Genomic DNA, 25,170 nt, shown 5'->3' on the forward strand with positions numbered 1-25,170 from the left:
CCTACTGACCGGCCCTCAGCAGCGCGTCCAGGACCGCTACGGGTGACCCCGGGGACATCCGCCGGCGCGCTTCGAGCGCCGTCTCCCAGACCCGCGTCAGACCCTCGATCAGCTCTTGGCGCATCTCGGCCGTGATGTGGGAGTAGCGTGCCTGCACCGACCCGTCCTCATGGCCCATCCGCTCATCCTTGAGCTTCACCGGCGTCTTCAGCTCGTCCAGGATCGTCTTGTGGGCGTGCCGGAGTCCGTGCGGCGTCAGACCCCGTGCGATCGGCAGCCAGGACGCCTCGGCCCGCTGGGAGGCTCCCCGTCCACGGGCAGGGACACCGGGCCACGGTTCGGAGACCAGCGGCACCGGGTGTGCCTCGTGCTCTCCCCGCTTGGGGTACCAGCCCGTGGCCGCCGGCTGGAACAGCCACGTGCCGAACCCGGAGCGCCGCCAGTGCGCCGCCCGCTCCCCCGACGCCACGTTCCGGACGTACCCGAGATCGGCGATCGCCTGCACGACCCGCACCCGGGTGGCCTCCGCCACCGCGTCCGGCCGGTTCAGCACGTTGGAGACCGTCCCGGTCGAGACACCGGCCCGGCGGGCCACGTCCACCAGCTTCGCCCCCGGCCGGCTGACCGAGCCGTTGGCTGCACCGTGGCCGCTGAACACGTAGGTCAAGCCGTGGCACTCACACGGCTTCGGCTTGGTCCGCGCGATGTGTCCCGCCAGCAGCGAGGAGAGAAAGGGCGGCGAGTCGATGGACCGGTAGGAGTCGTCCTTGGGCGGGCACCGGTGCAGCTCGCCCGAGTCCAGCTCGTACAGCTGCCACTCCACCCGCACTTCGCGGGGGCGGACGAACTCGGTCTCCAGCCCGACCAGCTCACCCCAGCGCTTCCCGGTGAATCCCTTCGTGACCACGGCCACGAACTCGTCGTCGCGCCCGGACAGCAGCGCGGTGCGCTCGGCGATCAGCAGGATGCCCAACGCACCAGTCACCACCTTCTCGGGCCCACGGTTGCGTGAGCGGCCCGCGCGGCGACCCCGACCCCGGCGGCGGGCCGCCGGGTTGGCATCGCGAAGACCGTCCTCGACCGCGTCCCCGAGCACTAGGTGCAGCGTGCTGCGCCACGTCTTGATGCTGCTGACCGCGTATCCCCGCTCGCGCTCCTTCTTCGCCCACGCCTCGACCTCGGCGCGGGTGAGGTCCGCGATGGCCACCGACTCGAACTCTGGGAGAAGGTGCTCTTCGATGTGCCTCCGGTAGTTCTGCATCGTCGAAGCGGCCAGGTCCTGGCCCTCATACCAACTGCTGGCGTACTCGCCGAACGTGCGCGACTTGGCCTCAGGCTCGACTTCCGGTTCCGGGTTCGGCCTCGGCTTGACCACCACCCCGGCACGGAGCTGGGCCTCCCTGTCGTTGGCAGCCTTCACAGCCTCGCGCTTGGTGCGGAAGCGGATCGTGGCGCCGTTCCGGTCCACCACCGTTGCCAGGTCACCTGACTCAAGTCGGTAGCGGGCGCGGTAGTAGTCCCCTCGCTTCTCTCCGTAACCCATCGCTCGCCCCCTCTCTCTACGCGGCCGCAGCCGTCTGACGTCCGCCCCGAACCCTGCGCGGCGGACGAGCCCTGAGCCGTGCCTGCGGCTCGGCGATGTCTGCTGAGCGAGGCCGCCGCATCGGCCGCGGGTCGGCCTGCGCAGGCCCGGTCACCTGCGGACGCACTTCCAGGAGCGCGATGATCTCCGCGATGTGGCCGGCCGTGAACCGGTAGCTGTTGCCGACCTTGCAGAACGGGATGCGGGCCTTCCTGGCCTGCTCCCGCACCCACCACTCCGAGCGGCCCAGCACCAGGGCGACCTGGGCCGGGTGGTAGAGCGCTTCCAACGTGACAGCTGTGACACTGTGACGGCTGTGACTGGTCATGCCTGTCCCCCGTTCTCGCTCGGGACGACGTAGCCGCCGGCCCGCCGGTGAAGCTGGGCGTCGTTGGCCATGCGGGAGCAGGTCTGCCGGACGAGGGCCGACTCCAGGCCGGTCCCCTCCGCGATCTGCTTCGGCCTGGCCTCCGGGTTGGCGCGGACGTAGCGCAGGATCACGGCTCGGGTGTCACCGATGGTGTGATCGGTCGCGGCGCCTTCGAGCAACTCCCAGGCGCCGGCCTCCGGGTAGAAGCGCAGCGCGTACTCGCTCTCGTCGACGTCGCGGCCGGTGACGTGCAGGACGCCGTCGGCCTGGCCTCGGGCACGCTTGAGGACGAGCGTCGCGTCAGCGGCTCCGGCCAGTCCGTTGGTGCCGGAGACCTCGGCGAGGAAGTCGTCCGAAGCGGCCTTGCGGACGTGGTGGACCAGCACGATGGCGATGCCATAGTGGTCGGCGATGCGCTTGGCGTGGCCGACGGCCGCATAGTCCGCGTCATACGCGGACGCACCGGGCATGGACGGCCCGCGCATCTTGGCGAAGACGTCGATGATCACCATGCGGGCGTCGGGGTGACGCTCCACCCACTGGGCGATGGCCTCGCTCCCGCCCTGTGGCAAGGCGGGACAGGACGTCGCGAGCGTCAGCGTGGACGGCGCCGGAGTGGTCCCCAGGATCTTGCCCATGCGGGTCTGCAGGCGGCGCGGGGTGTCCTCCAGCGCCAGGTAGAGCACGGATCCACCGTCGACGGGCACCCGCTCCATCGCCTGGCCGCCGGCGGCGACCGAGAGCGCCAGGCCGAGCGAGAGCCACGACTTCCCCACCTTGGGCGGTCCGGCGAGCAGGTTGACGCCCTCCGAGATGATGCCGGGCACCGCCCAGCGCGGCGCGGGGAACTCGGCCGCCATCAACTCGTCTGCAGTCCAGGCGGTTCGGATGCGCTGCTGCGCGGGCTGCAGGGGCAGCGGCTCGGAGAGGCTGGAGGGGTGGCTGTTGAGGTTGCTCACGCTCCGGACCTCCGCGCCGCCACCGTGCGGGGCCGCTTGGCTCCGGCCCGCAGGCCCGAGGCGACGCTGCGCCGGGCCTCCCACTCCGCCAGGCCGATCGCGAGCGCGGCTCTGGTCAACCAACCGGTGACCTCCGACGCGGACAACTCACCACCCGCAACGAGCTGCCCCAGCGCCACGGAGGCCAGGTAGAGGGCGTTGTTGCGACTGCCCGACGGAGCGCGGGTGACGCGCGCCAACTCGCCCACCACGGCGGCCTTCAGGTAGGCGCTGTGGTGGTCCATGGAGCTGAGCGTCGCTGCAACGGGCACCTCCGGCGGCCGCGGCGTCGGAGTGAGGAGCTTGGCGAGCCAGGCTGGCAGGGGTGCGGGGGCTTCGTCTCGGATCACCGTGTACTGCTTGCCGTTCACCGTGCTGCCGGCTCCCACGACGTAACCTCCGCACGCCCTGGTGTCGATCTTCCAGCCGAGCGCGGCAGCGGAGTTGCGCAGCTCCACGCCCGGGAGGGCGGCGAAGTAGAGATGGAGACCGCATCCAGTGCGGATCGTGTGGGTCTGGCCGGGATACGGCTGCCCGGCCTGCTCGGCGAGCACGGCCAGCGCGTCCTGGCCGTCCTTGACGCCTGCGGGAGTCCCGGTCGGCGGCAGGTCCTGGTCATGCTTGGGCGTGTCCAGGTCGACGATCACCAGCCGGGAGGGGCCCGCCGCGATGCCGACGTTGTACCCGCCCGTCGACCAGCAGCGTCGGGCCCGTTCCTGGTCGACGGTGGCGCGCGTCTCCCATGAACTGACCGCCGGACGCTTCTGGCCGGGCAGCAGGGGGAAGACGTGCCAACCGCGGTCGATGGCCTGGAACGCGCCACGCAACTGCGGGCTGGGGTTGGTGTGGTGCATGCTTGTAGCACCTCCTGATTCCTGGTTGGGATGGAGGCCGGGGCAGCGGGCTTCCTGATCCGTCGTCCGCTGCCCCGGAACCTTATTGACGCCTCGCCAGGCGGCCTTCGCCCACGTGGGATCAGGCGCCTGTCCTTGCAGAGCCCGAGTGCGGCTCAGTGGAACGCGGACGTCAATGTCGCGAGCAGGGAGTGGACGGGTCCGGCGACGGCAGTCGCGGCGGCGGTGAAGCCCGAGAGCCAGGCCGCAAACGCGCCGAACAGGCTCAGGCGACGGGCCCACACCAGGACCACGGTGATGATGAAGAAGATCAGAGCAGTGGAGAAGGTGACCAGCACGGCTGTTGCTCCCTTCGGAGACGGGTCAGCGAGCGCCCGCCCCGAGGCGGCGCGCGAGGTGGTAGAGGTGGCGCCCGACGCGGATTCGCCTGCCGATTCCGTCGCAGCGTCGGCACTGCTTGCCTCGGCAGGGGCGTCCACGACGGTCGTAGATGAGCTGGAAGCCGAAGCCGCGGCACTTGCGGCAGGCCCCGAACGGGCTGGAGATACAGAGCAGCGAGTAACACAGGGCGATGAAGAGCAGACCGGGGCTAGCGGTCAGCAGGGCGCTCAACACGGGTCCTCCTGAGTGTTTTCGGACGCTGTGAGACCAGGGCGCTAGACGATAGATCCCTGTTCACGGCATATGTGGAGCGCTAGCGGGGGTGCTAGGTCTAGCGGCTGTCGGTGCTAGACCTAGCGCCGGACGCGGTCAGGCCGCGTCGGGCTTGCGGTCACGTTCTGAAGCGACGGCAGCGATGTGCGCGCGGGTGATGCCGCGTCGGTTGGCGCCCTTGCCGTCGTCGGCAGTGCCCCAGACCTGGCCGGTGGCGATGCCGTACGGCTTCACGGCGGCGGTCAGTTGGTCGGGCGCCCACCCGTGGTAGACCTCCGGACGCAGCTCCGCGAGCCGGGCCACCACGGTCTCCGACCAGACCTTCGCCTCGGTGGCCGGGACCACGGCGAGAATGTCAGCGAGCAGGTCGTAGGACGGTCCGGACTCGGACGCGCTGTCCTTGCCCGCCGCGTAGCCCGTGAGCAGGCCGGCCCGCTCGCGGACGGCCCGGGCGCGGGTAGCGATCGTCTCGGCCGCCGGGGCGTCGATGTTCACCGCTCGCACGATCCGGGCGTCGGCGCCCTCACCGACGAAGTACGCGATGCCCTTGTCCGCCCACGCGAAGGTGGTGGCTCGGATGCCGTTGCGGTAGGAGCTGGTGCCTAGAACCATGTCGTTCTCCAACTGGCCCATGACCTTCAGGCAGAGGCGAACGGAGGCGTTGGCGCTGATGCCGGTCGGCAGCGACTTGGCATCCGGGCGCTGCGTGGCCAGCAGCAGGATGATCCCCGTCGCTGGGCCACGCTTGACGATGTCGGTGCAGATCTCTTCCAACTCGCGTCCATAGGTGTGGTGTTCGAACCACTTCTGGCACTCGTCCACGCCGATGACGATCGGGTGCAGCCCAAGGGACTTCTTATCGGCCAGCTCACTGGTGACCTTGGATTCCGGGCAGATGTCCCGAGGGAGCGAGCGGATCACCTTGGCGCGACGGCGCAGTTCCTCACGGATCGCGCGCATGTCTTCCAGGGCGTACTTGATGTCCTCGTCGTCCTCGCCGGCGCGGTGGCGGTGCGAGACCTTCTCACCGACCGGATCGAGGTCGCCGGTTCCCTTGAGGTCGTACGTGTGCAGCTCGGCGCGCGGGTCCAGCGCCGCGATGAGCAGGAGCAGACGCAGGAGGAAGGTCTTGCCCATCCGCGGGATGGCGCCGATGACTCCCGCGATGAACATCAGCGTCACGTCCACCCAGCGGCCGCGCTGGTCGGTGGCGAAGGCCGCGGGCTTGAACAGATCCACGGTCCCCGTCGTGAGCAGTGGCCACGCCGGCTGCTGTGTCTTGTTCATGTCCTGGTCGCCCACCCAGAGCGCCATCATTCCGGGGTGCTCTCCGGCGATCGGCTCGGGCCACACACAGCCCAGCGGGCGGCGCAGACCCGATGCGAGCTTGTCCCGCTTGTCCATCACTTCGCCGACGATGACCCCGGGCGGCAGTTGAACGTCGGCCCGCCAGCCGGGGCCATCGCGGGTGATGGGCGCGGTGAATTCCATCCGGCCGCCCTTGGACAGGTACTGGGTGATACCGCTGACGGCCAGCACGGACAGGGCCCTTTCGACCATCTCGGAGGTCAGCCGTTGCACCTTCGCCGCCACGACCGCGCGGGTGATCAGCGGCTGGTCAGCCGGCGCACCGGCAGCACCGAAGGCGAGCAGCGCAGTCGCCACGAGCGCAGCCAGGGCCCAACCCGAAGCCTGCAGAACCAGGAGCGGAACGAGCGCGGCGCCTGACAGGGCGAGCAGAGCACAAAGCCAGCTGCGCGCCGCCACCCGCCGGTCCCGCTGCCGAGACAGCTTCAGATAGAGCTCGGCGTCCTCCCGCGCGACGGCGTACGCGCGGATCGGCTCGCCTTCGAGGTCCCGCGTCCACCGGCGGAACTCCCGCATCGCACGGGCAACTCCACGCGGCGCGCGCGCCGCGAGTTTGCCGACGTAGTTCGGCATACGGAAGCCGTGGAACGCAGCGGTGTGGGCGTAGTGGCCGACGACCCATCGGGCCGCCTCTCGGAACTCGGCCTTACTCCTCAGCCAGGCCGGAATCACCGGCCGGCGCTTCTCCGCCCGAAGCCGCTCCAGCCAGCCCGGACCGGTGGGTGCCGGCCCGTCGACCACGGCGACGGGCCCGGTCTCGTACACGGACTCTTCGTCAGGGCCGTTCCGGTGGGCTCGCGGCCCAGCCTTGCCAGGGGCGACCGCGGGGCCCTCGCGGTCGGTGTTCATGTCGGCCTCAAGACGCGCAAACAGCTCGCGCGCCGCGTCGTCCTCGTCGTGGTTCACTGAGGCTCCTTCCTCACATCGGGCGGGCGAAGGACGGCCCGGGACGCGCTGTGCTGGCAGGCGGCGCGCGTCCCGGTAGTTCTGCCGACGCGTCAGAGGGACGGCGTCGCGGTGGCGGTGCTGGTGGATTCCGGCCCGGCGATGAACCTCTCCGGCGCCTCGGCCGACGCCTGTTCGGCGTACTTGCGGGCCAGGTCCAGGAACTGGTTCGCCGCTCCGGCCAGAGCCTCGGCGAAAGCCAGGTGAGCGGCAGGGCCGTCGAAGTCCCTGCTCGGGCCGAAGACGGTGAGTTCACCCAGATTGATCGCCAGGTTCAGGGTGGGGCAGCCGTCGGACTGCTGCTGCGCGGTGATTCGGGCCTTCGCGTCGGCATGCAGGTAAGTCGTCATGATTCCCATCGTGTTGACCCTTCAGGTCGGGAGTTGACTTAGTCAGACTTCGGTTGCGGAGGCGGACTGACGTTCCATCCGGACAGCGCGGATCTGCTTGGCACCCCACTCGGGAGACATGCCGTGTGCCCGCCCGATCCCGGTGGGCGAGGGGGAGCCGCCGCCGGCGAGAGTGCGGCGGATCACCGCTCGCGCGGCCTGGCGCTTGGCCTCCATCACTTGGCCATCCGGCGCTGCCGGCAAGGGGGTTGTACGGGGCGGAGGCCGCAGCGCCGTACGGCCTGTGACCTGCTTGTACGACCTTGTACGCCCCAACTGGAGCGGCGTACGCGCACTGTCAGCCCGGAGCAGTTCAGCGACCGGGCGGGCAGCAGCAAAGCCCGCCTCGACCGCATCGCGTGCATCCACCGTCGGCAACGTGGGCTGGACGACAGCCGGCCGCGTGAGCACGTCCAGACCCGCCAGACCACCCGGGCGCAGGTGCTTCGCCACCAGGGCCGACGCCTTGGCGTGGGCGTCGAGAAGCTCTGCGGTGATCCCCGGCTCTGCGCCGTGAACGGCACGCCACGCCAGCGTCCACAGCTCGTCCGGCGTGAGTTCCGTAGGGAGCGCGCTGGCCAGCCATCCCGCCGTCCGAGCGACCTTGCGGTGGTGGCGCCGACGGCCGCGCTGCGCCTGGCGGGGGTCGCTCTCGTCCTGCCGCTGGGAGAACAAGTACATGTGCCAGGTGACCGGCGCGGCCAGCGAGCCGCTCGCGGCGACGACTGCGAACTCGGCCCCCCACATCTGTGCGCCATGAGTGAGATTGATGCCGGCCGCCACCGTCGCGGCGGCCCAGATGCCCGCGTGGTGCACCGCTGCGGACAGCCCCCGCGCGTCTCGCGCCCGGCCCTGCAACGCGAAGACCCACGTAAGCGCTTCCAGGGCGATCCCGCCCGCCAGCGCCATAGGAAGCGGCCAACGCTGGGCCAGGAATCCGATCTGGGCCGGCAGCGCCACCGTCACGCACAGAGCGATCACGGCCAGCGTGGCCAGCAGCACCGCGCGTCCGGTCAGGACCTCTCGGTGCCGGGCCCATCGCTGCGCGCGCTCGGCCCGACGCTGCTTCCTGCGCCGATCGTGCTCCGCCTCGGCAGCGGCGCCCAGCTCGGCGAGGGCCTCCTGGCGCTCCCGCTCGGAGCGCCTGAGCACCGCCTGAGCTGCGGCGTCGGCCTCGGCGCGCTCCCGGGCGGCCCTCGCCTTGGCGAGTTCCACGGTGACCGCGTCCAACTGCCGTGCGGCCTTCGGACTGTAGATGGTCGGCTGACTCATACGGGCGTCTCGCCCCCCGCCCGCAGCTGTTGGTTGCTGCACGTGGTCAGCGGCGCGAGTCCCGGCATGGCCCGGACGTACTCCACCAACTCAGGTGCGTCGAAGCGCAGATCCGCCAAGATGCCGCGAGCGGCGTCGATGCGGACAGCGCGCGCCACCTCGCACTCGGCAGGCCGACCGATCAACAACTCCCGGAGGAACTCCGGCAGTTGCTCGTCCTCTTCGAAGCCGCCGGCCAGTTGCTCGAACTCGGCGGCCGCAGCCACTTCCTGTTCTCCTTGGTAGGTGGTCATGGTTCTCCTGTTCCTGGATGGGATGGGAGATCCGGGGCAGCGGGCTTCCTTGATCCGTCGACCGCTGCCACCAGACTGCGAACGTGCTCAGACGCGGATGCGCCGCGGGGCAGTCATCCGCTGGAGGAACCGAAAGCTCGTCATGACGACGGAGGCGGAGCCGAAGCCGATCAGGAGGGCCGGCAACCAGCCCCCGCCCGCGGCCGCCTTGGTGCTGAAGCCGACGGCGGCTGCGGTGGTGGCAACGCCCAGAACGCTCCATGTCGCCAAGCTGCGGGCCGCAGTCGTCGGCGCCGGGCGACGGCCCACCAACTCCAGGTGGTACTGGCTGACCGGCCGCAGCTCTCCCCCGGAGAGCTGCAGAACCACCATGTTGCCGTCGGCCTGGCTGGCGACGCCCGCCACCATGCCCAACGCGAGGTCGCTCCGGTCGAGAACGACATCACCGAGTGCGAGTTCCATGGTTCCCCCTTATTCCTGACTCACGGGGCGGCCGGCCTGGCCGGCCGCCCCGTTGAGATTCCTGACGTACCGCTCGTACAAGACGAGTGGCCATGACCTCCGACACCGGCCCCCTGGGAGCAGGTGTCGAAGATCGAAATCACTCGTTTCGTTCGCGCTCTGTTCAGTTGTGAAAGGACGAGCGCTTCCTTCAGCCGTTGCGACCTCCGGGCACACCCACTCATCAAGAGAACCTGTCCTCAAGTCCTCTTTAGGAGCTGATGAGAACTATGACGACCCGTCCCCGACTCGTCAAGTCCTCTTGAGGACTCGTATGCTGGGTTTCGTCAGACGACCAGGACGGTGATCACCCATGGCGAAGGTGTACGAGCGGATCGCGGACGACCTCCGCCGGCTTATTCGTGCCGGTGAGCTGGCGCCCGGCGACCGGCTGCCAGCGGAGACGAGCCTCGTTGACCAGTACGGGAAGAGCCTCCCGACGGTCCGTCAGGCACTGGCTCTTCTGCAGTCCGAAGGACTGATCGAGAAGAAGCACGGCCGCGGCAACTTCGTACGCGAGGCCCGCAAGCTGGTTCAGCGCACCAACGACCGCCACCAGTGGGAGAAGGACAGGGCTCGGAGCTCACTGCACGAGCGACAGCAGACAGGTGCGACCGAGCGTGACACCGGCCTGGAGCTTGACGACCTGGTGTTCACCGCCGAGTACCGAGAGATCTCAGCGGACGCGGCATGGGCAGCAGCCTTCGGGGTCAGTGAAGGAACAATCCTGCTGGAACGCGTCTTCCGGACGCGGTACCGCGCTGAGTCAGCGCCCTTCAACCTCACGCACTCGTACCTCGTGCGCGACATGATCGCGGGCAACCCCGATCTCCTGGACGCCGCGCGCGAGCCGTGGCCAGGGGGGACGCAGAACCAACTCTTCACTGTCGGGATCGAGGTGGACCGCGTCGAAGAACGCGTCACCGCCCGACCGCCGACGGCAGAGGAGACAGAGGAACTGGAGCTGCCGCCCGGCACCTCCGTGCTGGTACTGCGGAAGTCCACTTACGACATCAACGACCGCGTCGTGGACATCGCCGATGTCACGCTGCCGGGCGACCGCACCGAAATGACCTTCACTACTCGTCTGGAAAGGTGGTGAAGGCCGTGCAGCGGCGCATCATCATCGTCACCGCCGTCCATCCGCCGAGCGCCCCGTTTCTGGCGGACGCGTACAAGTCCCTGTGCGAGCAGGCGCTCCCGGACGGCTGGGAGTGGCTCTGGCTGGTCCAGGAGGACGGCAAGAGCGACAAGGTCACCCCGCACGTGCCCGACGATGCTCGGATCAGCTTCCAGCAGGGCCGGCAGGGTGGCGCGGGGATGGCCCGGACCATGGCCCTGGCCCGCGCCGAGGGCGAGTACGTCAAGGTGCTGGATGCTGACGACATGTTGGCTCCGGGAACCCTGGCGCGAGATATCGCCGCTCTCGACTCGGATCCCACACTCGGATGGGCGACGTCGCGCGTACTGGACCTGCTGCCCGACGGCAGCACCGTCGGCTTCGACCAGGACCCGCCTGCCGGCCCACTCGACCGCGGCGCCGTGCTGTCGCACTGGAAGGCCCACGACTACCGCGCCCAGGTGCACCCGGCAACGCTCTGCGTCCGGCGTGACCTGCTGATCGCCCTCGGCGGTTGGATGGCCCTCCCCGCTTCGGAGGACACCGGGCTTCTACTCGCACTGAGCAGCGTCAGCCGCGGCTGGTTCACGCCGGACGTCGGGCTGCACTACCGGAAGTGGCCCGGCCAGGTAACCAGCCATCCGGCCCATGTCGACGCCATCGAACGCGACGCGCGCATGTCCGTGGTGGAAGCCAGGGCCGAGTTGCTGGCCCGGTTCGACTGGCACTATCCGGCAGCGATCTAGGCACCACTTGCCCGGATCAAACGCCCGAAGCCCGGACCCTCGTTGAGGAGAGGTCCGGGCTTCACACGTCAACTCTTGCCGTTCGCAGACCTTGGCTGGGGGTGGCCTGGCTGTGTTCGGGCCGATAGTGGCTCCAAGCAGCTGCACTTCCCCCCGGCCGATCCGCAGTGCGTCAGACGCGCCGCGCTACCTCAGCTCGGCGTATCCGGCTGGGCCAGGCGGATGGTGATCTCACGGGGACCATCCCCCGGCACGTCATCGACGTAAAGCGGCAGGATCCACGGCCGTGTTCGTAGTTCACCTGCGATGGTCTCGACTGCGCCAGCCCATCCCAGGCAGCCTTCGACGAAGTCCCGGTGCCACCCGTACACCTTCAACCCCGCGATTTCCCGGAGCAGAGCCGTGAGTGCATCTGGGAGCTGGTCGAATTCCGACGCCGGCATGATCCCAGCGATCTCAGCCACGACCGGTCCGCAGGCCCACTCCCGCTCTCCGTCTGCGCTCATCACCACGTCGATCTCCTTTCGCTGACCAATGCTCACGTCGTCCCACCATCCAGCGGCGCGATCAGCGCCCAGACCGCCTTGCCCACGCCCGCACGGGGAGACAAGCCCCACGCCTGCGACAGGTGCTCGACCAGCCGCAGGCCGCGGCCGGACTCATCATCAGCACCCGCCCAGCGCACAGCCGGCAGCTCGCCGCACGCATCGTGCACCTCGATGCGGAGCAGCCCGGGTTCCATCTCGAACCGGAGGAAGATCAACCGGTCACGCGGGGTGCGGGCGTGCTGCACCGCGTTGTTGACCAGCTCGGTCAACACCAGCCCGCCCACTTCAGCGAACAGATTCCCGTCGACCACGCTGCCCAGGAACTCCCGGAGCAGCCCCCGGGCTGCACTGCTCGACTTCGGGTGACGTGGCATCCAGGCCTCCGCCACCTCAACAGTGGTCGTCATCGGCGCACCCCGTTCGATCCGTCTCAGCTGTGATGAAGATGGCGTCCGACCGGTCCCCGGGAAGCACGAGGAACGTGCACTCCACCACTCGACCGTCGGCGTCGACAGCCGTGCGCACGATCGACAGAACCGGAGCGCGGGCGGCGATGCGAAGCGCCTCCGCTTCATCGGCGGTCGGGAAGCGCGCGGTCGTGCGCTCGGTAGTCTCCGCGAACTGAACGCCGGCCGCGAGCAGCTGCGCCCGAGCGTCCTCACCCCACGGCGACCGGGGGACCTCGGGTGGGGTTATCGCCAGTGCCTTGGGCACGTAGACGCGGGCCAGGCTGCGCCGAAGGCCGGCCTGGACGCCGAGGTAGACCCACTCGACCAAGGCAGTTCCGACCACCACCTGCAGAAGCGACGGCAGGTCACCGTCGGCCGGCACCTCGGCCACGCTGACCGTGATCGAGAGAGGGACGGTACTGGCCTGTTCCTCTCGCTGCGTGCTCCGACCCCTCACGTACGAGATCGGCTGGCTCGGAAGACGAACGAAGTTCCCGCGCCCATGAACCTTCTCGATCAGCCCCTCCCCCTGGAGCACCTCCAGGGCCCGCCGGAGTGTCGGCAGACCAACCCGGTAGGTGGCCGCGAGCTCTCCCTCCGAGGGCAGCTTGTCGCCGGCAGGGACGACTCCGCTCCCGATGCGACGCCGGAGGTCGTCGGCTACGTGCGTGTAGCGAACAGCCACAACCGTCACCCCCTCCGCTCGGTGTCGGTAAGGGCGGCGGTGACACGTTGGCGCGACAGGTCCTGGCCGCAACGACCCGGAGGCGCGGCCGGCAGGTGTCTGGTCAAGGTAGCGGCGGAATAGCTAAGGTCGAACACGCTGATCAGCTCCCATATAGCTGACGGCACTGCCCCGCGGCGGCGATTGCGTCGTCCGTCGCGGGCGCTTCCTTTCGGACGGCAGCCCACACGATCAGGCTGCGGCCGGCACTGCTGACGAGTCCGAACCGGTCGGCCGACTCCAGCAGCGCCAGGACTGTTTTCCAGGACTCGGCCACCGTCGAGTCCGACACCTCCGTTTCTACGTTGGTGTGCTCCCGGTGGTCCGTCACCTGTGGATCAAGCCCGAGGGCCGCGAGGCCAGCCAAGATCTGATCAACACGTGCTTGATGACGCGAGGGCACAAGGCACCCCTTCGTAGTCGCGAGACCACTTAGAGCGAAGCTAGTTAACTAGATTAGACCTAGTGGACTAGATTTTCCATATGCGTGAGCAACCTCCCTACCTCCGCATTGCCGATGCCTTGCAGGAGCGCATCGCATGCGGGGACTGGGCACCCGGAGACCGCCTGCCGTCCCGCGCCCAACTCGCTCAGGAGTTCGGTGTGGGCGACAACGTGGTCCGCCGCGCGCAGGAACTCTTGATCCTCCAAGGCGTCCTGGAAGGCCGCGCCGGTTCAGGCACCTTCGTCGCCGAGCCGCGCGAGCGGCTACGCCTGGTCCGCTCCCGAGCGCGCGAAGACCGCGGCGGCTCACCGTTCTATTCGGACATGATCGGCCTCGGCCGGCGGGGCACGTGGGAGAGCCGCACCGAGGCGAAGGTGCCCGCGCCGGCCGACATCGCGGCCCGCCTCGGCATCCCCGAAGGCGACCTGTGCGTCCGGACGGCGTACGAGTACCTCGCCAACGGCAAACCGGTCCAGCTGTCGACGAGTTGGGAGCCGTACGACCTGACCGCCGGCACCATCGTCGTCCTGCCCGAGGGCGGGCCGCACGCCGGCCGCGGCGTGGTCAACCGCATGGCTGCGATCGGCATCACGGTCAGCCACTTCACCGAGCAGCCGGAACCCCGGCATGCCACGGACGAGGAGGCGTCACTCCTGGGCGTGCAGCGCGGCGCCCTCGTCACCCACATCCGCCGCACGTACATCAGCGACGACGGCCGCGCGGTGGAAACTGCCGACATCATCGTTCCCGCCGCGTTCTGTGAGCTGGTCTACGAGGTGGCAATCACTCCCTGACCGACGCGCAGCCCAGGGGCGGGAGAGCCGAACAGCACCTGGCTGAAACATGGGTGCACGTGTCACACCTGTCACAGCGTCACGCCGCACCCACTCCTCCCGCACCTCTTCATCGGCCGGCTCAGCGCCCCCCATGTTCCAGCAATCACCTCAACCGTCCGAGCGGGACCGCAATCACCCAACTCAAGCTGCCAGAAACATCCTTGACAGGGACACGAGTCCCGTCGACCTCGTAGAATCCTCAAGACATCAAGAGAACTGCATGTCTCGGGGGATGAGTTGGCAGCTACCGAGCAGCTGGTCACCATCGCGGCCGTCCTGGTGGGCGCGCTGACGACGCACCTCACCAACCACGCGATGGAACGGACGCGGAAGCAACACGAGTTGCTGACGCGGTGGGACGACAAGAAGCTGCACGCGTACGAGGGCTACATAGACAGGATCAGAGCCGGCGTCTTCCTCGCCGTCCAGCTCTACGAACACAAGGAAGGCATCCACGCGAGCCCCAAGGGCGAGCATGAGCTGATCGCCGAGCTGTCAGAAGCCAGTTGGGAGCGAGGCCGCGCCTTCGAACGGATCATGCTCCTTGGCGGCGACGACGTCGTGGAAGCAGCACACAGCCTCAACGCCACCGCACTCGAAGTCGACTGGCAGGCCAACGGCAAGACACACGGCACGCTGGACGAGTGGCGCAACCGCAACCGAGCCGTCTTCCGCGCCATCAACGAGTTCCACGACGCCGCCCGCCAAGACCTCGGCGTCCAAGGCAACGTCACCGGCGAGAGCCACCCGGAACGCGACCTACTGCTACCGCCCCCGAGGGGCACCGAGCAGGGAACGCAACCGTAGATTCGCTGAGCACAACGACTGCATCGCCTGGCAAGTCATTCACCGCGGGATAGTCTGCCGACCTTCCGGCCGCCCCTTTAGTGCGCCAACGTTGTACGATCACAAGACGTCGAGCTTGAGCAAGCGCTCCGATATGACGGACTCGGTTTCCCGCACGCGGTGCAGGCCGTGCAGATCGTGCGCCGTCGCCGGATCGCCACCACCGGCAAAGTCACCTTGGAACGCATCTACGCAGTCACCGACCTGACGGCCGAGCAGGCCGACGCTCCCGAGATCGCGCACCACGTGCACGACACCACCTTCGCCGAGGACGCCTCGCGGGTCCGGACCAGGACCGCGCCCCGGGCCATGGCGGCCATGCGCAACCTGGCCATCGGCGCCCTCCGCCTGACCGGCTGCGACAACATCGCCGCTAGCCTGCGCAAGCACAGCCGAGACGCCACAGGACCGCTCGCCACCCTCGGCATCACATGATCAAACCGGACGGAACCCCTGAACGGCGCCGCCCTGGGCTGGCATCGCTGACCACCGTTCTTATGGATCCCGCTTCGCTGATGGGCTTACCGAGCCGCCGGTCGTATTGCTCGGACAACTGGGACATCCGCAGTTCAGCGGCATCTGACACGTCCGTGTCGTACTGGGCGTCCGAGTCCGCAGCAGATCTCGATTAGCCCAGATGGAGTGCATCGCCGAGCCGATTGCTGAGCGCAGAGCGACAATGGAGACTCCGCAAGCGAAAGGCACCCCCATGACCAATATTCTCGCCGATCGCAGTCAGTTTAACTTTGCCGCCCGCGATTGCCCCCTTGCTGAAATTCGCCATAGCGATCAGCTGCGGATGCCCGAAATCCTGGAAACTCTAGGTGTCAATATTGCGCGTATTTTTGAACCACTCCACCTTCCAACGGATAGCCTGCAGGCGGGCGAAGCAGAATTTGAGAAGGCTTTCTTGATGAAAACGCGCCTCGCGCCGCTTGTTAACGGAACTCAGGAGCAACCCAGAGGGGCCGCCATTCCGACCGCGGGTAGGCCATTCTTGGAGGCGCGCCCCCTTGATCGTTATAATATTTATAACGCGCGCGAGGCAAGTCAGACACTGCATGTCGTCTTCCCCAATGATGACGATCGACAGCAGAAGCTAATGCTGTTCATGGAACAGTATCAGCCAAATGGGCAACCTAATACTTTGTTGATTCTTGCGACTGAACTTCATGATCTGGAAACTGCTCAAGCCTTCGCGCAAGGGCTATATATCGTGAAGCAAGAGTGTTCTTATTCTCGGTGGTTGCGTCAGTGCATTGGAGAATGCCCGAACAGAAAGCACTGTCAGCACTCTGTTCGCCTCTCACTCGATGGGCCTCGCGATATTGGGTTCTGTGCGGAGGACTGAAGGACATGCTCATTGGACAGGTGCGCATTGAAATCGTTGACACACCGGCGTTGTGGTTGCAGGTTCTCGTTGATATTGCGTTCATCGCTGCCGGCCTTGGTGCACTCGCATCCATCTACACATACTTGGGGTCGGGTCGAAGAGTTAAGGTGCACGCCGAGGCTGAAGGCAACGAGGTCACGATCACGGTCGGAAATAAAGGGCGCATCGACGCTTATCTATCTTTTGTCGGTGTGGTTATTTTGTGGCGCGAGCATGGTTGGCTTCGGCCACGGACTCCACTGGCTCTAACTGCTCCGGTCTGGCTTGAGGATATTTCGATGGATCAATTGGTGTACCTTCCCCCTGGGTATGTGCTCCGGTGGACCCTTACGTGGCCGCCTGGCGATAGGGTGACATTTCTTAAGTCACCATCCGCAGAATTGGATAGTGTTGACCGTGTGACGCAAGTGACGGCAAAGGCTTATAATCCCATCTTTCGAGCCGTGGCATACTCCTATCGCAGTCGAAAGAAAGTGCGCATTAAGGGGCCTCATCCGATGCTGCGCACACGACTCCGTGATGCCGCACTGGCCATCCGCGGCCGACTTTAAGATTGTGCGGTAGCGCGTCTTGCCAACCGCTTGCCAGTATGCGCGACGGCGCCGCATGCAAGGAATGTCTTCAGTTCCTCGCTCTCCCAGCCACAGCGGAGTGAGTGTCTAACTGCGTGACAACCGCAGCGCGCAACGGCGGACGAGCACGGACGTTCTCGGATCCTCGTCGCAGCTCAAGGACAGACCCATCACTGCCCGAACAGTCGCCCGAATTGCTTCGGGACGAAGAGGCCGTGGGTTCAAATCCCGCCACCCCGACACAGCCCAGATGGTCAGTCAGAGAAATCTGACTGGCCCTCTGTCGTTGCTGCAGCACCCGCACCCGCACCCGCACCCGCACCCGCACCCGCACCCGCACCCGCACCCGCACCCGCACCCGCTGATTCTCAGCGACCGTTGGCGGGAAGCTCTACTGCCATCGCTGCCTGGGAGGGGACCACATGCGCAAGGACCCGGCTGTCATCCGCGACGAGGGGTCACTGCAATGCCGACAGATGAGGACTCGACGGTCCAGATGAACGAGCTCTCGGCCTGGGCGCCGTTCGGGTCCTTCGCGGTCACGGTCACCGTGCTGGTCCCGGCCGTGGTCGGAGCGCCGGTGACCAGGCCGGAGGACGAGATGGACACACCGGCGGGCAGATCGGTGGCGTTGAATGCGAGACTCTGCCCGGTCGTCGCGTCCCTTGCGGTGATCTGCAGCGAGACCGCGGTGCCAGCCTGGCCCTCCTGCGGGCCGGGGCCGGTGATCGTGACCGGCTGCCCGAGTTGATCAGCGCAGATGGTGAGCGTGCTGGCGAGCTTGAGCGCTGCGGAAGAGTCGGCGTCGCCGACAGCGATGCCGTAGTCGCCAGTGCTGATAGCCCAGTTGTCCGTGCTCGCGTCCCAGTAGCGGAGGTTCCGCTCGGCAAGAGGGAACGTGACGGGCTCGCTCTGGCCAGGCTGTAAGTCCACCCGGGCGAAGCCCTCGAGCTGTCGCGGCGGCTGCCCGGATGCAGCTGGGTCGGTGACGTACAGCTGGGCGACGTCCGCTCCGGCCCGGGTGCCCGTGTTGGTCACGGTCGCGGTCACCGTGGCCTCACCACCCTGCGGCAGGCGGTTGATCTGCAGGTTGCTGTAGGAGAACGTGGTGTAGGAAAGGCCGTAGCCGAAGGGGTATTGAGGCGTCAGGCCCTTGCTGTCGTACCAGCGGTAGCCGACGTCGACTCCCTCCGAGTACTGAACCTGCCCGTTGCCGCCGGGCCACTGCGCGCTGGTACTCGCCGGGACCTGGGAGAGCGAGGTCGGGAAGGTCACCGGCAGGTGGCCGGAGGGGTTGGTGGTGCCGAACAGGATGTTCGCGATGGCGGTGCCGTCCTGCTGGCCCGGGTACCAGGCCTCAAGCACGCCCTTGACCGAGGAGAGCCAGGGCAGGGTGACCGCGGAGCCGGTGTTGAGCACCACGATCGTGTTCGGGTTCGCCGCGGCCACTGAAGAGATCAGCGTGTTGTCCTCACGGGACAGATCGATGGTCGACCGGTCGCTTCCTTCGCTCTCCCAGGTGCTGGCGAAGACCACCGCGACGGTGGACTTGGCGGCGAGCGCGGCGGCCGATCTCGGCGAGGAGCCGTCGTCGTAACTCACGGTCACGCCGCTGGGCGCGGCACTGGTGATCCCCTCCAGCGGCGTGACCGTGCCGCTGGAGTTCACACCGGCGGTCCCTCCACCGCCCGTCTGCGCGTCGGTCGTGGCGTCCGCGCCAACGACGGCGATGGACGTGTCCGAGGCGCCGAGCGGCAGCACGTTGCCCGAGTTCTTCAGCAATACCGTCCCCTCCTCGGCCAGGCGCTCCGCCGTCGCCTGATGTGCGGCGCTGGTCGCGACCTGGGCCGGGGAGCCTGTCGTCGGCTTGTCGAACAGCCCGAAGGCGAACATCTCGGTGAGGATGCGCGAGACGGACGTGTCGATCCTCGACTGACTCACCTGACCGGAGGTGACAGCCTGCCGCAGCGCGCTGCCGTAGTAGGTATTGTCGCCCGGCATGTCCTGGTCCAAGCCCGCGTTCACCGATGGCACGGTGGAGTGTGTGGCGCGCCAGTCGGAGGTGACGAAGCCGGTGAACCCGAACTGCCGGCGCAGGGCGGCGCTCAGGATCAGCGGGTTCTCACAGGCGAAGGTCCCGTTGATCTGGCTGTAGGAGCACATCACCGAGGAGGGGGCGCCCTGCTGCACAGCGGTCTGGAAGGCGGGCAGGTAGATCTCCCGCAGCGCCTGGTCGCTGACGATCGCGTCGTCGGAGGGCGTGTTGCGGTTCGTTTCCTGGTTGTACACGGCGAAGTGCTTGACCTGTGCCATCACCCCGGTGGACTGCACACCGCGGATGTCAGCTGCGCTCATCTGCCCGTTGAGGTACGGGTCCTCACCGACCGACTCGAACGCGCGACCCCAACGCGGGTCCCGCACGATGTTGATCGTCGGCCCGAGGTCCACAGTCGTGCCCTTGGCGGCCTGCTCCGCACCGATGACCTGGCCGTAGGTCTGCTCCGCTGCGGTGTCCCAGGTCGCGGCGACGCTGACGGGCGCCGGGAGCTGCGTGACCCCCGTCATCCAGTCGCTCACGCCGGCCGGGCCGTCCTCCAGGTTCAGCGCGGGGATGCACAGCGAACCGATCGCCGGTGTGAAGCCGACGTAGCTGGAGTCAAGTGCCCCGGTCATGAGTTGGATCTTCTGAGCCAGCGTCATCCGCGAGATCACCTCGTTGACGCGCTGCGGGATCGGCGCGCTCGAACCCACCCACGGGCATGCGGTCGAGGCCACCGCAGCGGGTGGAGCCGCGACGCAGGCAGCCGGCAGCGAACCGGACAGGGCGGTCAAGGCCGCCGCCATTCGCGCGATCCGCGGTGTGGTGGGGGTTCTGCGCATGAGGCCTCCGGGTCACGGGAGGGAGATATTGCTCGTTGGCCCTGCGCACAGATTCGGCTCACTTTCCCGGTCAGAGCGCTAGAGCCCCAGGGCGGCGTTGTTCAGGCGAAGTGTCCCTCTTGATGCTGGTTCAGGCAGCTGACACGACTCGGAAGTTCGTGGATCTGGCTAGAACGGAGGAAGGCACAGCCTCCGGGTGATCATGAGGTGTCGAGTCCCTGATCACCGCGGCGGAAGACCGTGCCTTCCCGATCGTCATCGCTCATCCCCGCCGGCCTGGGCCAGCTCGCCGCCGCTCGGCTCGCCAAGCCCGGGGAACACCCGCAGTTGCTGGACCGCCTCGCGACGGTGCCAGATCTGCGCCGGGCCAAGGGGCGCCGCCACCCCCTTGCCTTTGTCCTCGCACTCGCCGCGTGCGCGGTACTGGCCAGCGCGAAGTCCCTGACCGCGATCGCGGAGTGGGCCGCCGACGCCCCGCCTGCCGTGCTCACCGCCCTTGGGGTCCCGAGCCGCGAACCGTCCGGTCCCAACGCCCGGCCGAGGCCACCGCGCGTCGGGGCTGCAGGACATCGACGGCAACGCCATCGATGCAGCAATCGGCTCCTGGCTCGCCGCCCGTGACCTGTGCCGCCCTAACCCCGGCAAGGACCCGGGCGGGCGCCCCCGCGGCTCGCTGGCCGTGGACGGCAAGACCGTTCGCGGCGCCCGTTGCGCCGACGGCACCCAGGTCCACCTGTTCGCCGCGATGACCGAAACCGGCCGGTCGCCGCCCAGCGCGAGGTCAGCTTCAAGACCAACGAGATCACCGCCTTCCGGCCGATGCTCGCCGAACTCGACCTGGCCGACATCGTGGTCATCTTCGACGCCCTGCACTCGCAAACCACCCACGCCCGCTTCCTGGTGGAGGACAAGAAGGCCCACTACATCGCCATACCCAAGGGGAATCAGCCGCTGCCGCACCAGCACCTGAAGCAGCTGCCCTGGCGGGATGTTCCGCTGCTGTACAAGACCCGCGCCACAGAGCACAGCCTTGACGAGATCCGCCGCGTCAAGACCGCCACCATGAACGGAGTGGTTGGCCAGCGGGGCGTACAGCTCGGGAGGCGGGCGCCTGCGGCGGGCCGTGTTGGCCGGCGTCCGGTCGAGCCGGCCGCGCGGGCTGCCTCCCAGGCTGGCACAAATGGGCCTCCGGTTGGCGCACCGGTTACAGTAGCTAAGGCCATTTCCCGCACCATCAAACGTTACGGCGAGTACGGCGCGGAATGCTGGCCGGGACCATCGTGTTCGTTCCCGACGCTGTCGTCCGGATCCGGATTGCCGGTGGAGCCGGTGGAGCCCGGGGAGCCGGTGGAGCCGGTGGAGCCCGGGGAGCCGGTGGAGCCGGTGGAGCCCGGGGAGCCGGTGGAGCCCGTGGAGCCGGTGGAGCCGGTGGAGCCGGTGGAGCCGGTGGAGCCGGTGGAGCCCGGGGAGCCGGTGGAGCCGGTGGAGCCGGTGGAGCCCGGGGAGCCGGTGGAGCCGGTGGAGCCGGTGGAGCCCGGGGAGCCCGGGGAGCCCGGGGAGCCCGGGGAGCCCGGGGAGCCCGGGGAGCCCGGGGAGCCCGGGGAGCCCGGGGAGCCCGGGGAGCCCGGGGAGCCCGGGGAGCCCGGGGAGCCCGGGGAGCCCGGGGAGCCCGGGGAGCCCGGGGAGCCCGGGGAGCCCGGGGAGCCCGGGGAGCCCGGGGAGCCCGGGGAGCCGGTGGAGCCCGGGGAGCCCGGGGAGCCGGTGGAGCCCGGGGAGCCGGTGGAGCCCGGGGAGCCAGGGACACCCGGGGAGCCAGTCGGTCCCCAGTTTCGACTCCATTTCAGATCGAAACGGCCACTCAATTTCGGATCGAAGGTGAATGCGACGGACAAGGAAATCGCCATCGCAACCGCCAGGCCACTTGTGAAATTGCGGCGCCATCCAGGCTGGTTCATTAGAGCTAGCAGCGGCGACGGCTTTTGCATCACAAATAGAATTGCGACAATAGTGATTGATGTTAGAGGCAGAGCCACGTATCCAGCATCGGGTCCAACAAAGAAGGCCACAAGTACAGTGGCTGCTGCAGCTAGACCGCCAATCCAAAGGGTGCACCGGATGAACTTACGAGCGGAGCTGGTGTCCGGCTTATCCTCCGGGTTGACCTTGATCACGATTTCGCAGACGGGAACCCTGCTCCTGCGGCAAAAAAGAGCCACAAGTACAGCGACTGCTGCTACACCGCCAGCCCAAAGAGTGAGCCAAAAGAACTTACAAGCAGAGGGGGTGACCCTCTTAGCCCCTAACTCCTTCGGGCTGACCTTGATCGCGATTTCGCAGACGGGAACTCTGCCCCTGCTGCCAGGCTCCGTGGCATGGAACATCTGCTGCACATGGGATTTCCTATGCCATTTGCGGATCTCCCCCAACTTTCGCGATGCATTAGACATACTTCGCAATATTACTTGACCGGCGACTAACAACATAGAGGCCACAAGGGTGAAAAATCTTACCCCTCGGGATTATTAATGGAGATTTCCAAGGATATCTTGATCGTTGACTCGCAAGAATATCCTGTTTACGGTGTGGGAATTCGAAAACCGAGGCGAGCAGCCTCCCCGAAGTTTCAGATTCGCCAGACAATTCTCCGGCCATGACAAATCTGCGACTGGAGTGCCAGGCGGTGGAGCTTATCCGAGTTTTCTCAGTTGATGTTCTCAACGATCAGGCGCCGGGCGGTGGCGGTAGAGCCATTATAAATGACCATGACTGCCATCTTTATACCCACAAGGAGAGTACCTCGTGAGTCTGACGACTGCCGCACGCCCCTTGTCAACCCGACTCCCCCAGATCTGGCCAGTGACCGTAATCGTCGTTGTCGTGGTCCTGCGAGCCCCGACGGACACCCTCCCAGCGGCGCTCTCGGCAGTAGCTGGCCTCGTGGCGCTCATGCTTGGCGAGCAGCTGCCAGCGTCGCGGGCTGCAGCCGGGCCACGCACGGCCGAGTAGGCCGACGGTCACAAACGGGTGAATGCACATGAGCTGCAAGGGATTACGTGCGGCGATCAGGACCTCTCGCCCCGGGGAGCGAACAGGGAGTGGATCTTGCAATCGGAGCCGCTGCCAGCCGCGAGAACCCAACTCCATCCAGAGCTTTGACGTGCGCGTTTGAGGATCTCGGCAGGCTACGGATGCCCCCGGACCTCATTCGGGACGAAGAGGCCGTGGGTTCAAATCCCGCCACCCCGACCCAGTAGTACGAGTTCAGGGCCCTATCGGAGAGATCCGGTAGGGCCCTGATTCGTTCTGCGTGACTGACTGAGTGACTGTCCCTCAGAGCCGGGCTTGAACAGGTCGTCCATCTGTCGGGGCCCGCAGACGACGGCGAAGTGAACCGTGGTTCAGCTGTCGCCGCCCCTGGGCTCGAGGTCGCCGATCACTCCGACCCGGATGCCGAACCACGGGTAGGTGAGGTTGAAGAACACGTTGTCCTGAGGCTGGAGTCCGACCGCGGAAGGCCACATCTGGAACGCGCCCGCGTTGGATACACCGCCGTGCGCGCGGCGCCAGATCCGTGCGGAGTCGCCTCCGGTCGGTGGGGGTGTGATCGTGTCGGTCCACTCGACCGCGTTGCCGCCTTGGTCGAGGGTGCCCCACGGTGAGGTGGTCCTCGCCTGGCCGACGGTGCTGAGGCTGCCCTGGTAGAGGTTGGCGTAGCTGACGGCGTCGAGCCCGAACGGGTTGACGGTGGCGCAGACATCGGGCTGCACCTCGCCGGGGCACCAGTTCGGCGCCGGCTGGCCGGTGGCATGGTACGAGGCGAGTGGCTGGGTCGCCGCGTTGACGACATCGCCGTTGGTGGGATTGAGGACCGTGGGGGCAGGGGCGGTCGCATCGCCGTCGCCGAAGACTCCCTGATTGGTCGGGTACTTCCAGTAGGAGTAGGTGCCACCGCCGTTCGGATCGTAGTAGGCCGCCTTGATCCACTCGTCCTGGCTCGGTACGACGAAGCCGGAGTCATGGGCCCGGGTCGCGTCCGGCCGGGCGAGGTCGTACATCCCGCGCTCGGTCTGTGGCGACAGTTCGACCTGGTACGTGACGTAGTTGAAGCCGTTGTTGCTGCTTTCCTGTTTGGAGATCAGTCGGCCGTTGTAGAGCGAGTTGACGAAGCGCGCGGCCTTCAGGAAGTTCGCGAAGCCGTACGGCTTGTCCGCCCATTCCGGATACGCCACGGAGTAGTGGGAGCCGTCGCCGGCGTCGGCGGAGAAGTTGATCGGGCCGTACTTCGGCCACGCCGACGAGCTCTCGGTCCTGTCGTAGAGGCCATGGGGATCGCGGCCCCCGGGGTCGACCGTGTTCAGGAAGGCCACCCACTCGCCGACTGTGACCTCCAACTGTCCGATCTCGTAGGGATCTCGGACGGCGCCGACCATCAGACAGTCGCTCGATGTGGGCGGGGCGTCGGCGCACGTGCGGTAGACGGCGTCAGTGAACGGGACGACGCCTACCGCGGGGTTTCCGGGCGCACCGACTTTGGCGGTTGTCACGGCGATGACCGCGCCCCTGCCGTGGGTGCCATGGTCGGGTGAAAGCGACTCGGCGGCAGCGGTCCTGGAACCGACCATCGCCTGCGAAGTCAGCAGGACCGACACTCCGCACGCCGCCAGGACGGCCCTGCTGAAACGAGTGCGGCGGGAGACGAGGTGCATGGGCAAACCCTTTCGGCCCTGGCGGCTCGCCCGTGGCCGCAAGCAGCGTGGAGCGGACCGACGATCACAACAGTGGGTAACTGCAAGCTACCCCTTCTGTTACTCTCCGCACTTGCGACATGACGGAGCCCGGGCTTCAAGTCCGTCAACCATTCACCGGCACAGCGGCGAGGTACAGCAGCGAAGTACCGCAACCGCTCCGGCCAGAGGCGACCACCAGCGCATCTGACACCACCTCTGACCTGTGCAGATGGCCACAGCGACCACCCCGCCCGTGATTCGGGACGAAGAGGCCGTGGGTTCAAATCCCGCCACCCCGACCCAGTAGTACAGAGGCCCTATCGGAGAGATCCGATAGGGCCTCTGACGTTGTGTACAGCAGCAAAGGACAGCAACCGCAGCAACCGTCGGCAGCGAGCTCAACCGAGACGAGGCCGCTGACCAGCGTCGTCCGGCGTTTATGGAGCTCGGACCTCGGGTTGCCGGTCCCTCTCGGGCGGCAGTCAGTACTGATCTGGATGGCGCCCCATGGTGGCTCCAGCGACCGACCAGGGGCGCCAGCACGGCGACCCGGCCTCTTGGACTCCCCTGACAGCCGCGGGCAAATCGAGCCGTTCCTGGCCGTGGATCTCGACGTTCGCCCCTCGCCGAGCGCGGCGCTTCGTCGCCGGAGAGGAAG

The 25,170-nt window shown here is 67.4% G+C and carries 25 protein-coding genes; 7 read left to right on the top strand and 18 right to left on the bottom strand.

All coding sequences use genetic code 11. The annotated features are described in order from the left end of the window. Position 1: 1 nt before the first annotated feature. The 10 genes from P3T34_RS18770 to P3T34_RS18820 all read right to left on the bottom strand — a co-directional run bounded on the left by P3T34_RS18770 (position 2) and on the right by P3T34_RS18820 (position 9,187). Positions 2-1,543, bottom strand: a complete 1,542-nt coding sequence (locus P3T34_RS18770; RefSeq protein WP_280667186.1) for a LacI family DNA-binding transcriptional regulator — start codon at positions 1,541-1,543, stop codon at positions 2-4. 16 nt (positions 1,544-1,559) lie between these two features. Then, a complete protein-coding gene (locus P3T34_RS18775) occupies positions 1,560-1,910 on the bottom strand; it encodes a DNA-binding protein (RefSeq protein ID WP_280667187.1) in 351 nt (116 codons plus the stop codon). Beyond that, positions 1,907-2,911 carry an AAA family ATPase gene (locus tag P3T34_RS18780; protein WP_280667188.1) on the bottom strand — a complete coding sequence of 335 codons (1,005 nt, stop codon included), beginning with the start codon at positions 2,909-2,911 and terminating at the stop codon, positions 1,907-1,909. The genes P3T34_RS18775 and P3T34_RS18780 overlap by 4 nt, the downstream gene beginning before the upstream one ends. Beyond that, on the bottom strand, positions 2,908-3,804 hold the full coding sequence (locus tag P3T34_RS18785; protein ID WP_280667189.1) for a bifunctional DNA primase/polymerase: 897 nt from the start codon (positions 3,802-3,804) through the stop codon (positions 2,908-2,910). The genes P3T34_RS18780 and P3T34_RS18785 overlap by 4 nt, the downstream gene beginning before the upstream one ends. Before the next feature lie 155 nt (positions 3,805-3,959). After that, entirely contained in the window at positions 3,960-4,142 is a 183-nt protein-coding gene (locus P3T34_RS18790; RefSeq protein ID WP_280667190.1) for a hypothetical protein, read from the bottom strand. A gap of 412 nt (positions 4,143-4,554) precedes the next feature. Beyond that, the gene (locus P3T34_RS18800; protein ID WP_280667191.1) at positions 4,555-6,732 is read right to left on the bottom strand and encodes a cell division protein FtsK; all 2,178 of its coding nucleotides are present in this window, start codon (positions 6,730-6,732) and stop codon (positions 4,555-4,557) included. A 92-nt stretch (positions 6,733-6,824) separates the two neighbouring features. After that, positions 6,825-7,121: a hypothetical protein gene (locus P3T34_RS18805; protein ID WP_280667192.1), complete on the bottom strand. Its 297-nt coding sequence runs from the start codon at positions 7,119-7,121 to the stop codon at positions 6,825-6,827. Positions 7,122-7,163: 42 nt separating this feature from the next. Further along, entirely contained in the window at positions 7,164-8,432 is a 1,269-nt protein-coding gene (locus tag P3T34_RS18810) for a hypothetical protein (RefSeq protein WP_280667193.1), read from the bottom strand. Next, positions 8,429-8,725, bottom strand: a complete 297-nt coding sequence (locus P3T34_RS18815; RefSeq protein WP_280667194.1) for a hypothetical protein — start codon at positions 8,723-8,725, stop codon at positions 8,429-8,431. The genes P3T34_RS18810 and P3T34_RS18815 overlap by 4 nt, the downstream gene beginning before the upstream one ends. 87 nt (positions 8,726-8,812) lie before the next feature. Beyond that, positions 8,813-9,187 carry a hypothetical protein gene (locus P3T34_RS18820; RefSeq protein WP_280667195.1) on the bottom strand — a complete coding sequence of 125 codons (375 nt, stop codon included), beginning with the start codon at positions 9,185-9,187 and terminating at the stop codon, positions 8,813-8,815. Positions 9,188-9,539: 352 nt separating this feature from the next. Between P3T34_RS18820 and P3T34_RS18825 the strand changes: the two genes are divergently transcribed. Both P3T34_RS18825 and P3T34_RS18830 read left to right on the top strand, forming a co-directional pair. Then, positions 9,540-10,328 carry a GntR family transcriptional regulator gene (locus P3T34_RS18825; RefSeq protein ID WP_280667196.1) on the top strand — a complete coding sequence of 263 codons (789 nt, stop codon included), beginning with the start codon at positions 9,540-9,542 and terminating at the stop codon, positions 10,326-10,328. Positions 10,329-10,333: 5 nt separating this feature from the next. Then, entirely contained in the window at positions 10,334-11,092 is a 759-nt protein-coding gene (locus P3T34_RS18830; RefSeq protein WP_280667197.1) for a glycosyltransferase family 2 protein, read from the top strand. Positions 11,093-11,283: 191 nt separating this feature from the next. Here P3T34_RS18830 and P3T34_RS18835 read toward each other — a convergent pair whose 3' ends face one another. The 4 genes from P3T34_RS18835 to P3T34_RS18850 form a co-directional block, all read right to left on the bottom strand. Then, positions 11,284-11,634 carry a hypothetical protein gene (locus P3T34_RS18835; protein WP_280667198.1) on the bottom strand — a complete coding sequence of 117 codons (351 nt, stop codon included), beginning with the start codon at positions 11,632-11,634 and terminating at the stop codon, positions 11,284-11,286. Continuing rightward, entirely contained in the window at positions 11,631-12,047 is a 417-nt protein-coding gene (locus P3T34_RS18840) for an ATP-binding protein (RefSeq protein WP_280667199.1), read from the bottom strand. Before P3T34_RS18840 ends, P3T34_RS18835 begins: the two co-directional genes overlap by 4 nt. After that, positions 12,031-12,774 (bottom strand): GntR family transcriptional regulator, encoded by a 744-nt coding sequence (locus tag P3T34_RS18845; protein ID WP_280667200.1) that lies wholly within the window; start codon positions 12,772-12,774, stop codon positions 12,031-12,033. The genes P3T34_RS18840 and P3T34_RS18845 overlap by 17 nt, the downstream gene beginning before the upstream one ends. A 142-nt stretch (positions 12,775-12,916) precedes the next feature. Further along, positions 12,917-13,216 carry a hypothetical protein gene (locus tag P3T34_RS18850; protein WP_280667201.1) on the bottom strand — a complete coding sequence of 100 codons (300 nt, stop codon included), beginning with the start codon at positions 13,214-13,216 and terminating at the stop codon, positions 12,917-12,919. Between the two features lie 80 nt (positions 13,217-13,296). Between P3T34_RS18850 and P3T34_RS18855 the strand changes: the two genes are divergently transcribed. The 5 genes from P3T34_RS18855 (at position 13,297) to P3T34_RS18875 (ending at position 16,884) form a co-directional block, all read left to right on the top strand. Continuing rightward, complete coding sequence (locus P3T34_RS18855; protein WP_280667202.1) at positions 13,297-14,052, top strand: GntR family transcriptional regulator; 756 nt, start codon at positions 13,297-13,299, stop codon at positions 14,050-14,052. Between the two features lie 279 nt (positions 14,053-14,331). Further along, positions 14,332-14,901 (top strand): hypothetical protein, encoded by a 570-nt coding sequence (locus P3T34_RS18860; RefSeq protein WP_280667203.1) that lies wholly within the window; start codon positions 14,332-14,334, stop codon positions 14,899-14,901. A gap of 168 nt (positions 14,902-15,069) precedes the next feature. Then, positions 15,070-15,375, top strand: a complete 306-nt coding sequence (locus P3T34_RS18865; RefSeq protein ID WP_280667204.1) for a hypothetical protein — start codon at positions 15,070-15,072, stop codon at positions 15,373-15,375. Positions 15,376-15,649: 274 nt separating this feature from the next. Next, positions 15,650-16,291 (top strand): hypothetical protein, encoded by a 642-nt coding sequence (locus tag P3T34_RS18870; protein ID WP_280667205.1) that lies wholly within the window; start codon positions 15,650-15,652, stop codon positions 16,289-16,291. 5 nt (positions 16,292-16,296) lie between these two features. Next, positions 16,297-16,884 carry a hypothetical protein gene (locus P3T34_RS18875; RefSeq protein WP_280667206.1) on the top strand — a complete coding sequence of 196 codons (588 nt, stop codon included), beginning with the start codon at positions 16,297-16,299 and terminating at the stop codon, positions 16,882-16,884. Positions 16,885-17,346: 462 nt separating this feature from the next. On the opposite strand, the gene P3T34_RS18880 is transcribed toward P3T34_RS18875, so the two are convergent. The 4 genes from P3T34_RS18880 to P3T34_RS18895 all read right to left on the bottom strand — a co-directional run bounded on the left by P3T34_RS18880 (position 17,347) and on the right by P3T34_RS18895 (position 24,329). Further along, on the bottom strand, positions 17,347-19,785 hold the full coding sequence (locus tag P3T34_RS18880; RefSeq protein ID WP_280667207.1) for a glycoside hydrolase family 3 C-terminal domain-containing protein: 2,439 nt from the start codon (positions 19,783-19,785) through the stop codon (positions 17,347-17,349). A gap of 255 nt (positions 19,786-20,040) precedes the next feature. Continuing rightward, positions 20,041-20,169 carry a hypothetical protein gene (locus P3T34_RS18885; protein ID WP_280667208.1) on the bottom strand — a complete coding sequence of 43 codons (129 nt, stop codon included), beginning with the start codon at positions 20,167-20,169 and terminating at the stop codon, positions 20,041-20,043. A gap of 857 nt (positions 20,170-21,026) precedes the next feature. Continuing rightward, the gene (locus P3T34_RS18890; protein WP_280667209.1) at positions 21,027-21,647 is read right to left on the bottom strand and encodes a hypothetical protein; all 621 of its coding nucleotides are present in this window, start codon (positions 21,645-21,647) and stop codon (positions 21,027-21,029) included. Positions 21,648-23,183: 1,536 nt separating this feature from the next. Further along, a complete protein-coding gene (locus P3T34_RS18895; RefSeq protein WP_280667210.1) occupies positions 23,184-24,329 on the bottom strand; it encodes a hypothetical protein in 1,146 nt (381 codons plus the stop codon). Between the last annotated feature and the right edge of the window lie 841 nt (positions 24,330-25,170).

The organism is Kitasatospora sp. MAP12-44 (assembly GCF_029892095.1).
Classification (GTDB): Bacteria; Actinomycetota; Actinomycetes; order Streptomycetales; family Streptomycetaceae; genus Kitasatospora.

Excerpts from the sequence above, each read along its gene's own strand:
- P3T34_RS18770 (WP_280667186.1), bottom strand. The coding sequence starts at position 1,543 with ATGGGTTACGGAGAGAAGCGAGGGGACTACTACCGCGCCCGCTACCGA.
- P3T34_RS18775 (WP_280667187.1), bottom strand. The coding sequence starts at position 1,910 with ATGACCAGTCACAGCCGTCACAGTGTCACAGCTGTCACGTTGGAAGCG.
- P3T34_RS18785 (WP_280667189.1), bottom strand. The coding sequence starts at position 3,804 with ATGCACCACACCAACCCCAGCCCGCAGTTGCGTGGCGCGTTCCAGGCC.
- P3T34_RS18805 (WP_280667192.1), bottom strand. The coding sequence starts at position 7,121 with ATGACGACTTACCTGCATGCCGACGCGAAGGCCCGAATCACCGCGCAG.
- P3T34_RS18810 (WP_280667193.1), bottom strand. The coding sequence starts at position 8,432 with ATGAGTCAGCCGACCATCTACAGTCCGAAGGCCGCACGGCAGTTGGAC.
- P3T34_RS18815 (WP_280667194.1), bottom strand. The coding sequence starts at position 8,725 with ATGACCACCTACCAAGGAGAACAGGAAGTGGCTGCGGCCGCCGAGTTC.
- P3T34_RS18820 (WP_280667195.1), bottom strand. The coding sequence starts at position 9,187 with ATGGAACTCGCACTCGGTGATGTCGTTCTCGACCGGAGCGACCTCGCG.
- P3T34_RS18825 (WP_280667196.1), top strand. The coding sequence starts at position 9,540 with ATGGCGAAGGTGTACGAGCGGATCGCGGACGACCTCCGCCGGCTTATT.
- P3T34_RS18840 (WP_280667199.1), bottom strand. The coding sequence starts at position 12,047 with ATGACGACCACTGTTGAGGTGGCGGAGGCCTGGATGCCACGTCACCCG.
- P3T34_RS18855 (WP_280667202.1), top strand. The coding sequence starts at position 13,297 with ATGCGTGAGCAACCTCCCTACCTCCGCATTGCCGATGCCTTGCAGGAG.
- P3T34_RS18870 (WP_280667205.1), top strand. The coding sequence starts at position 15,650 with ATGACCAATATTCTCGCCGATCGCAGTCAGTTTAACTTTGCCGCCCGC.
- P3T34_RS18875 (WP_280667206.1), top strand. The coding sequence starts at position 16,297 with ATGCTCATTGGACAGGTGCGCATTGAAATCGTTGACACACCGGCGTTG.
- P3T34_RS18880 (WP_280667207.1), bottom strand. The coding sequence starts at position 19,785 with ATGCGCAGAACCCCCACCACACCGCGGATCGCGCGAATGGCGGCGGCC.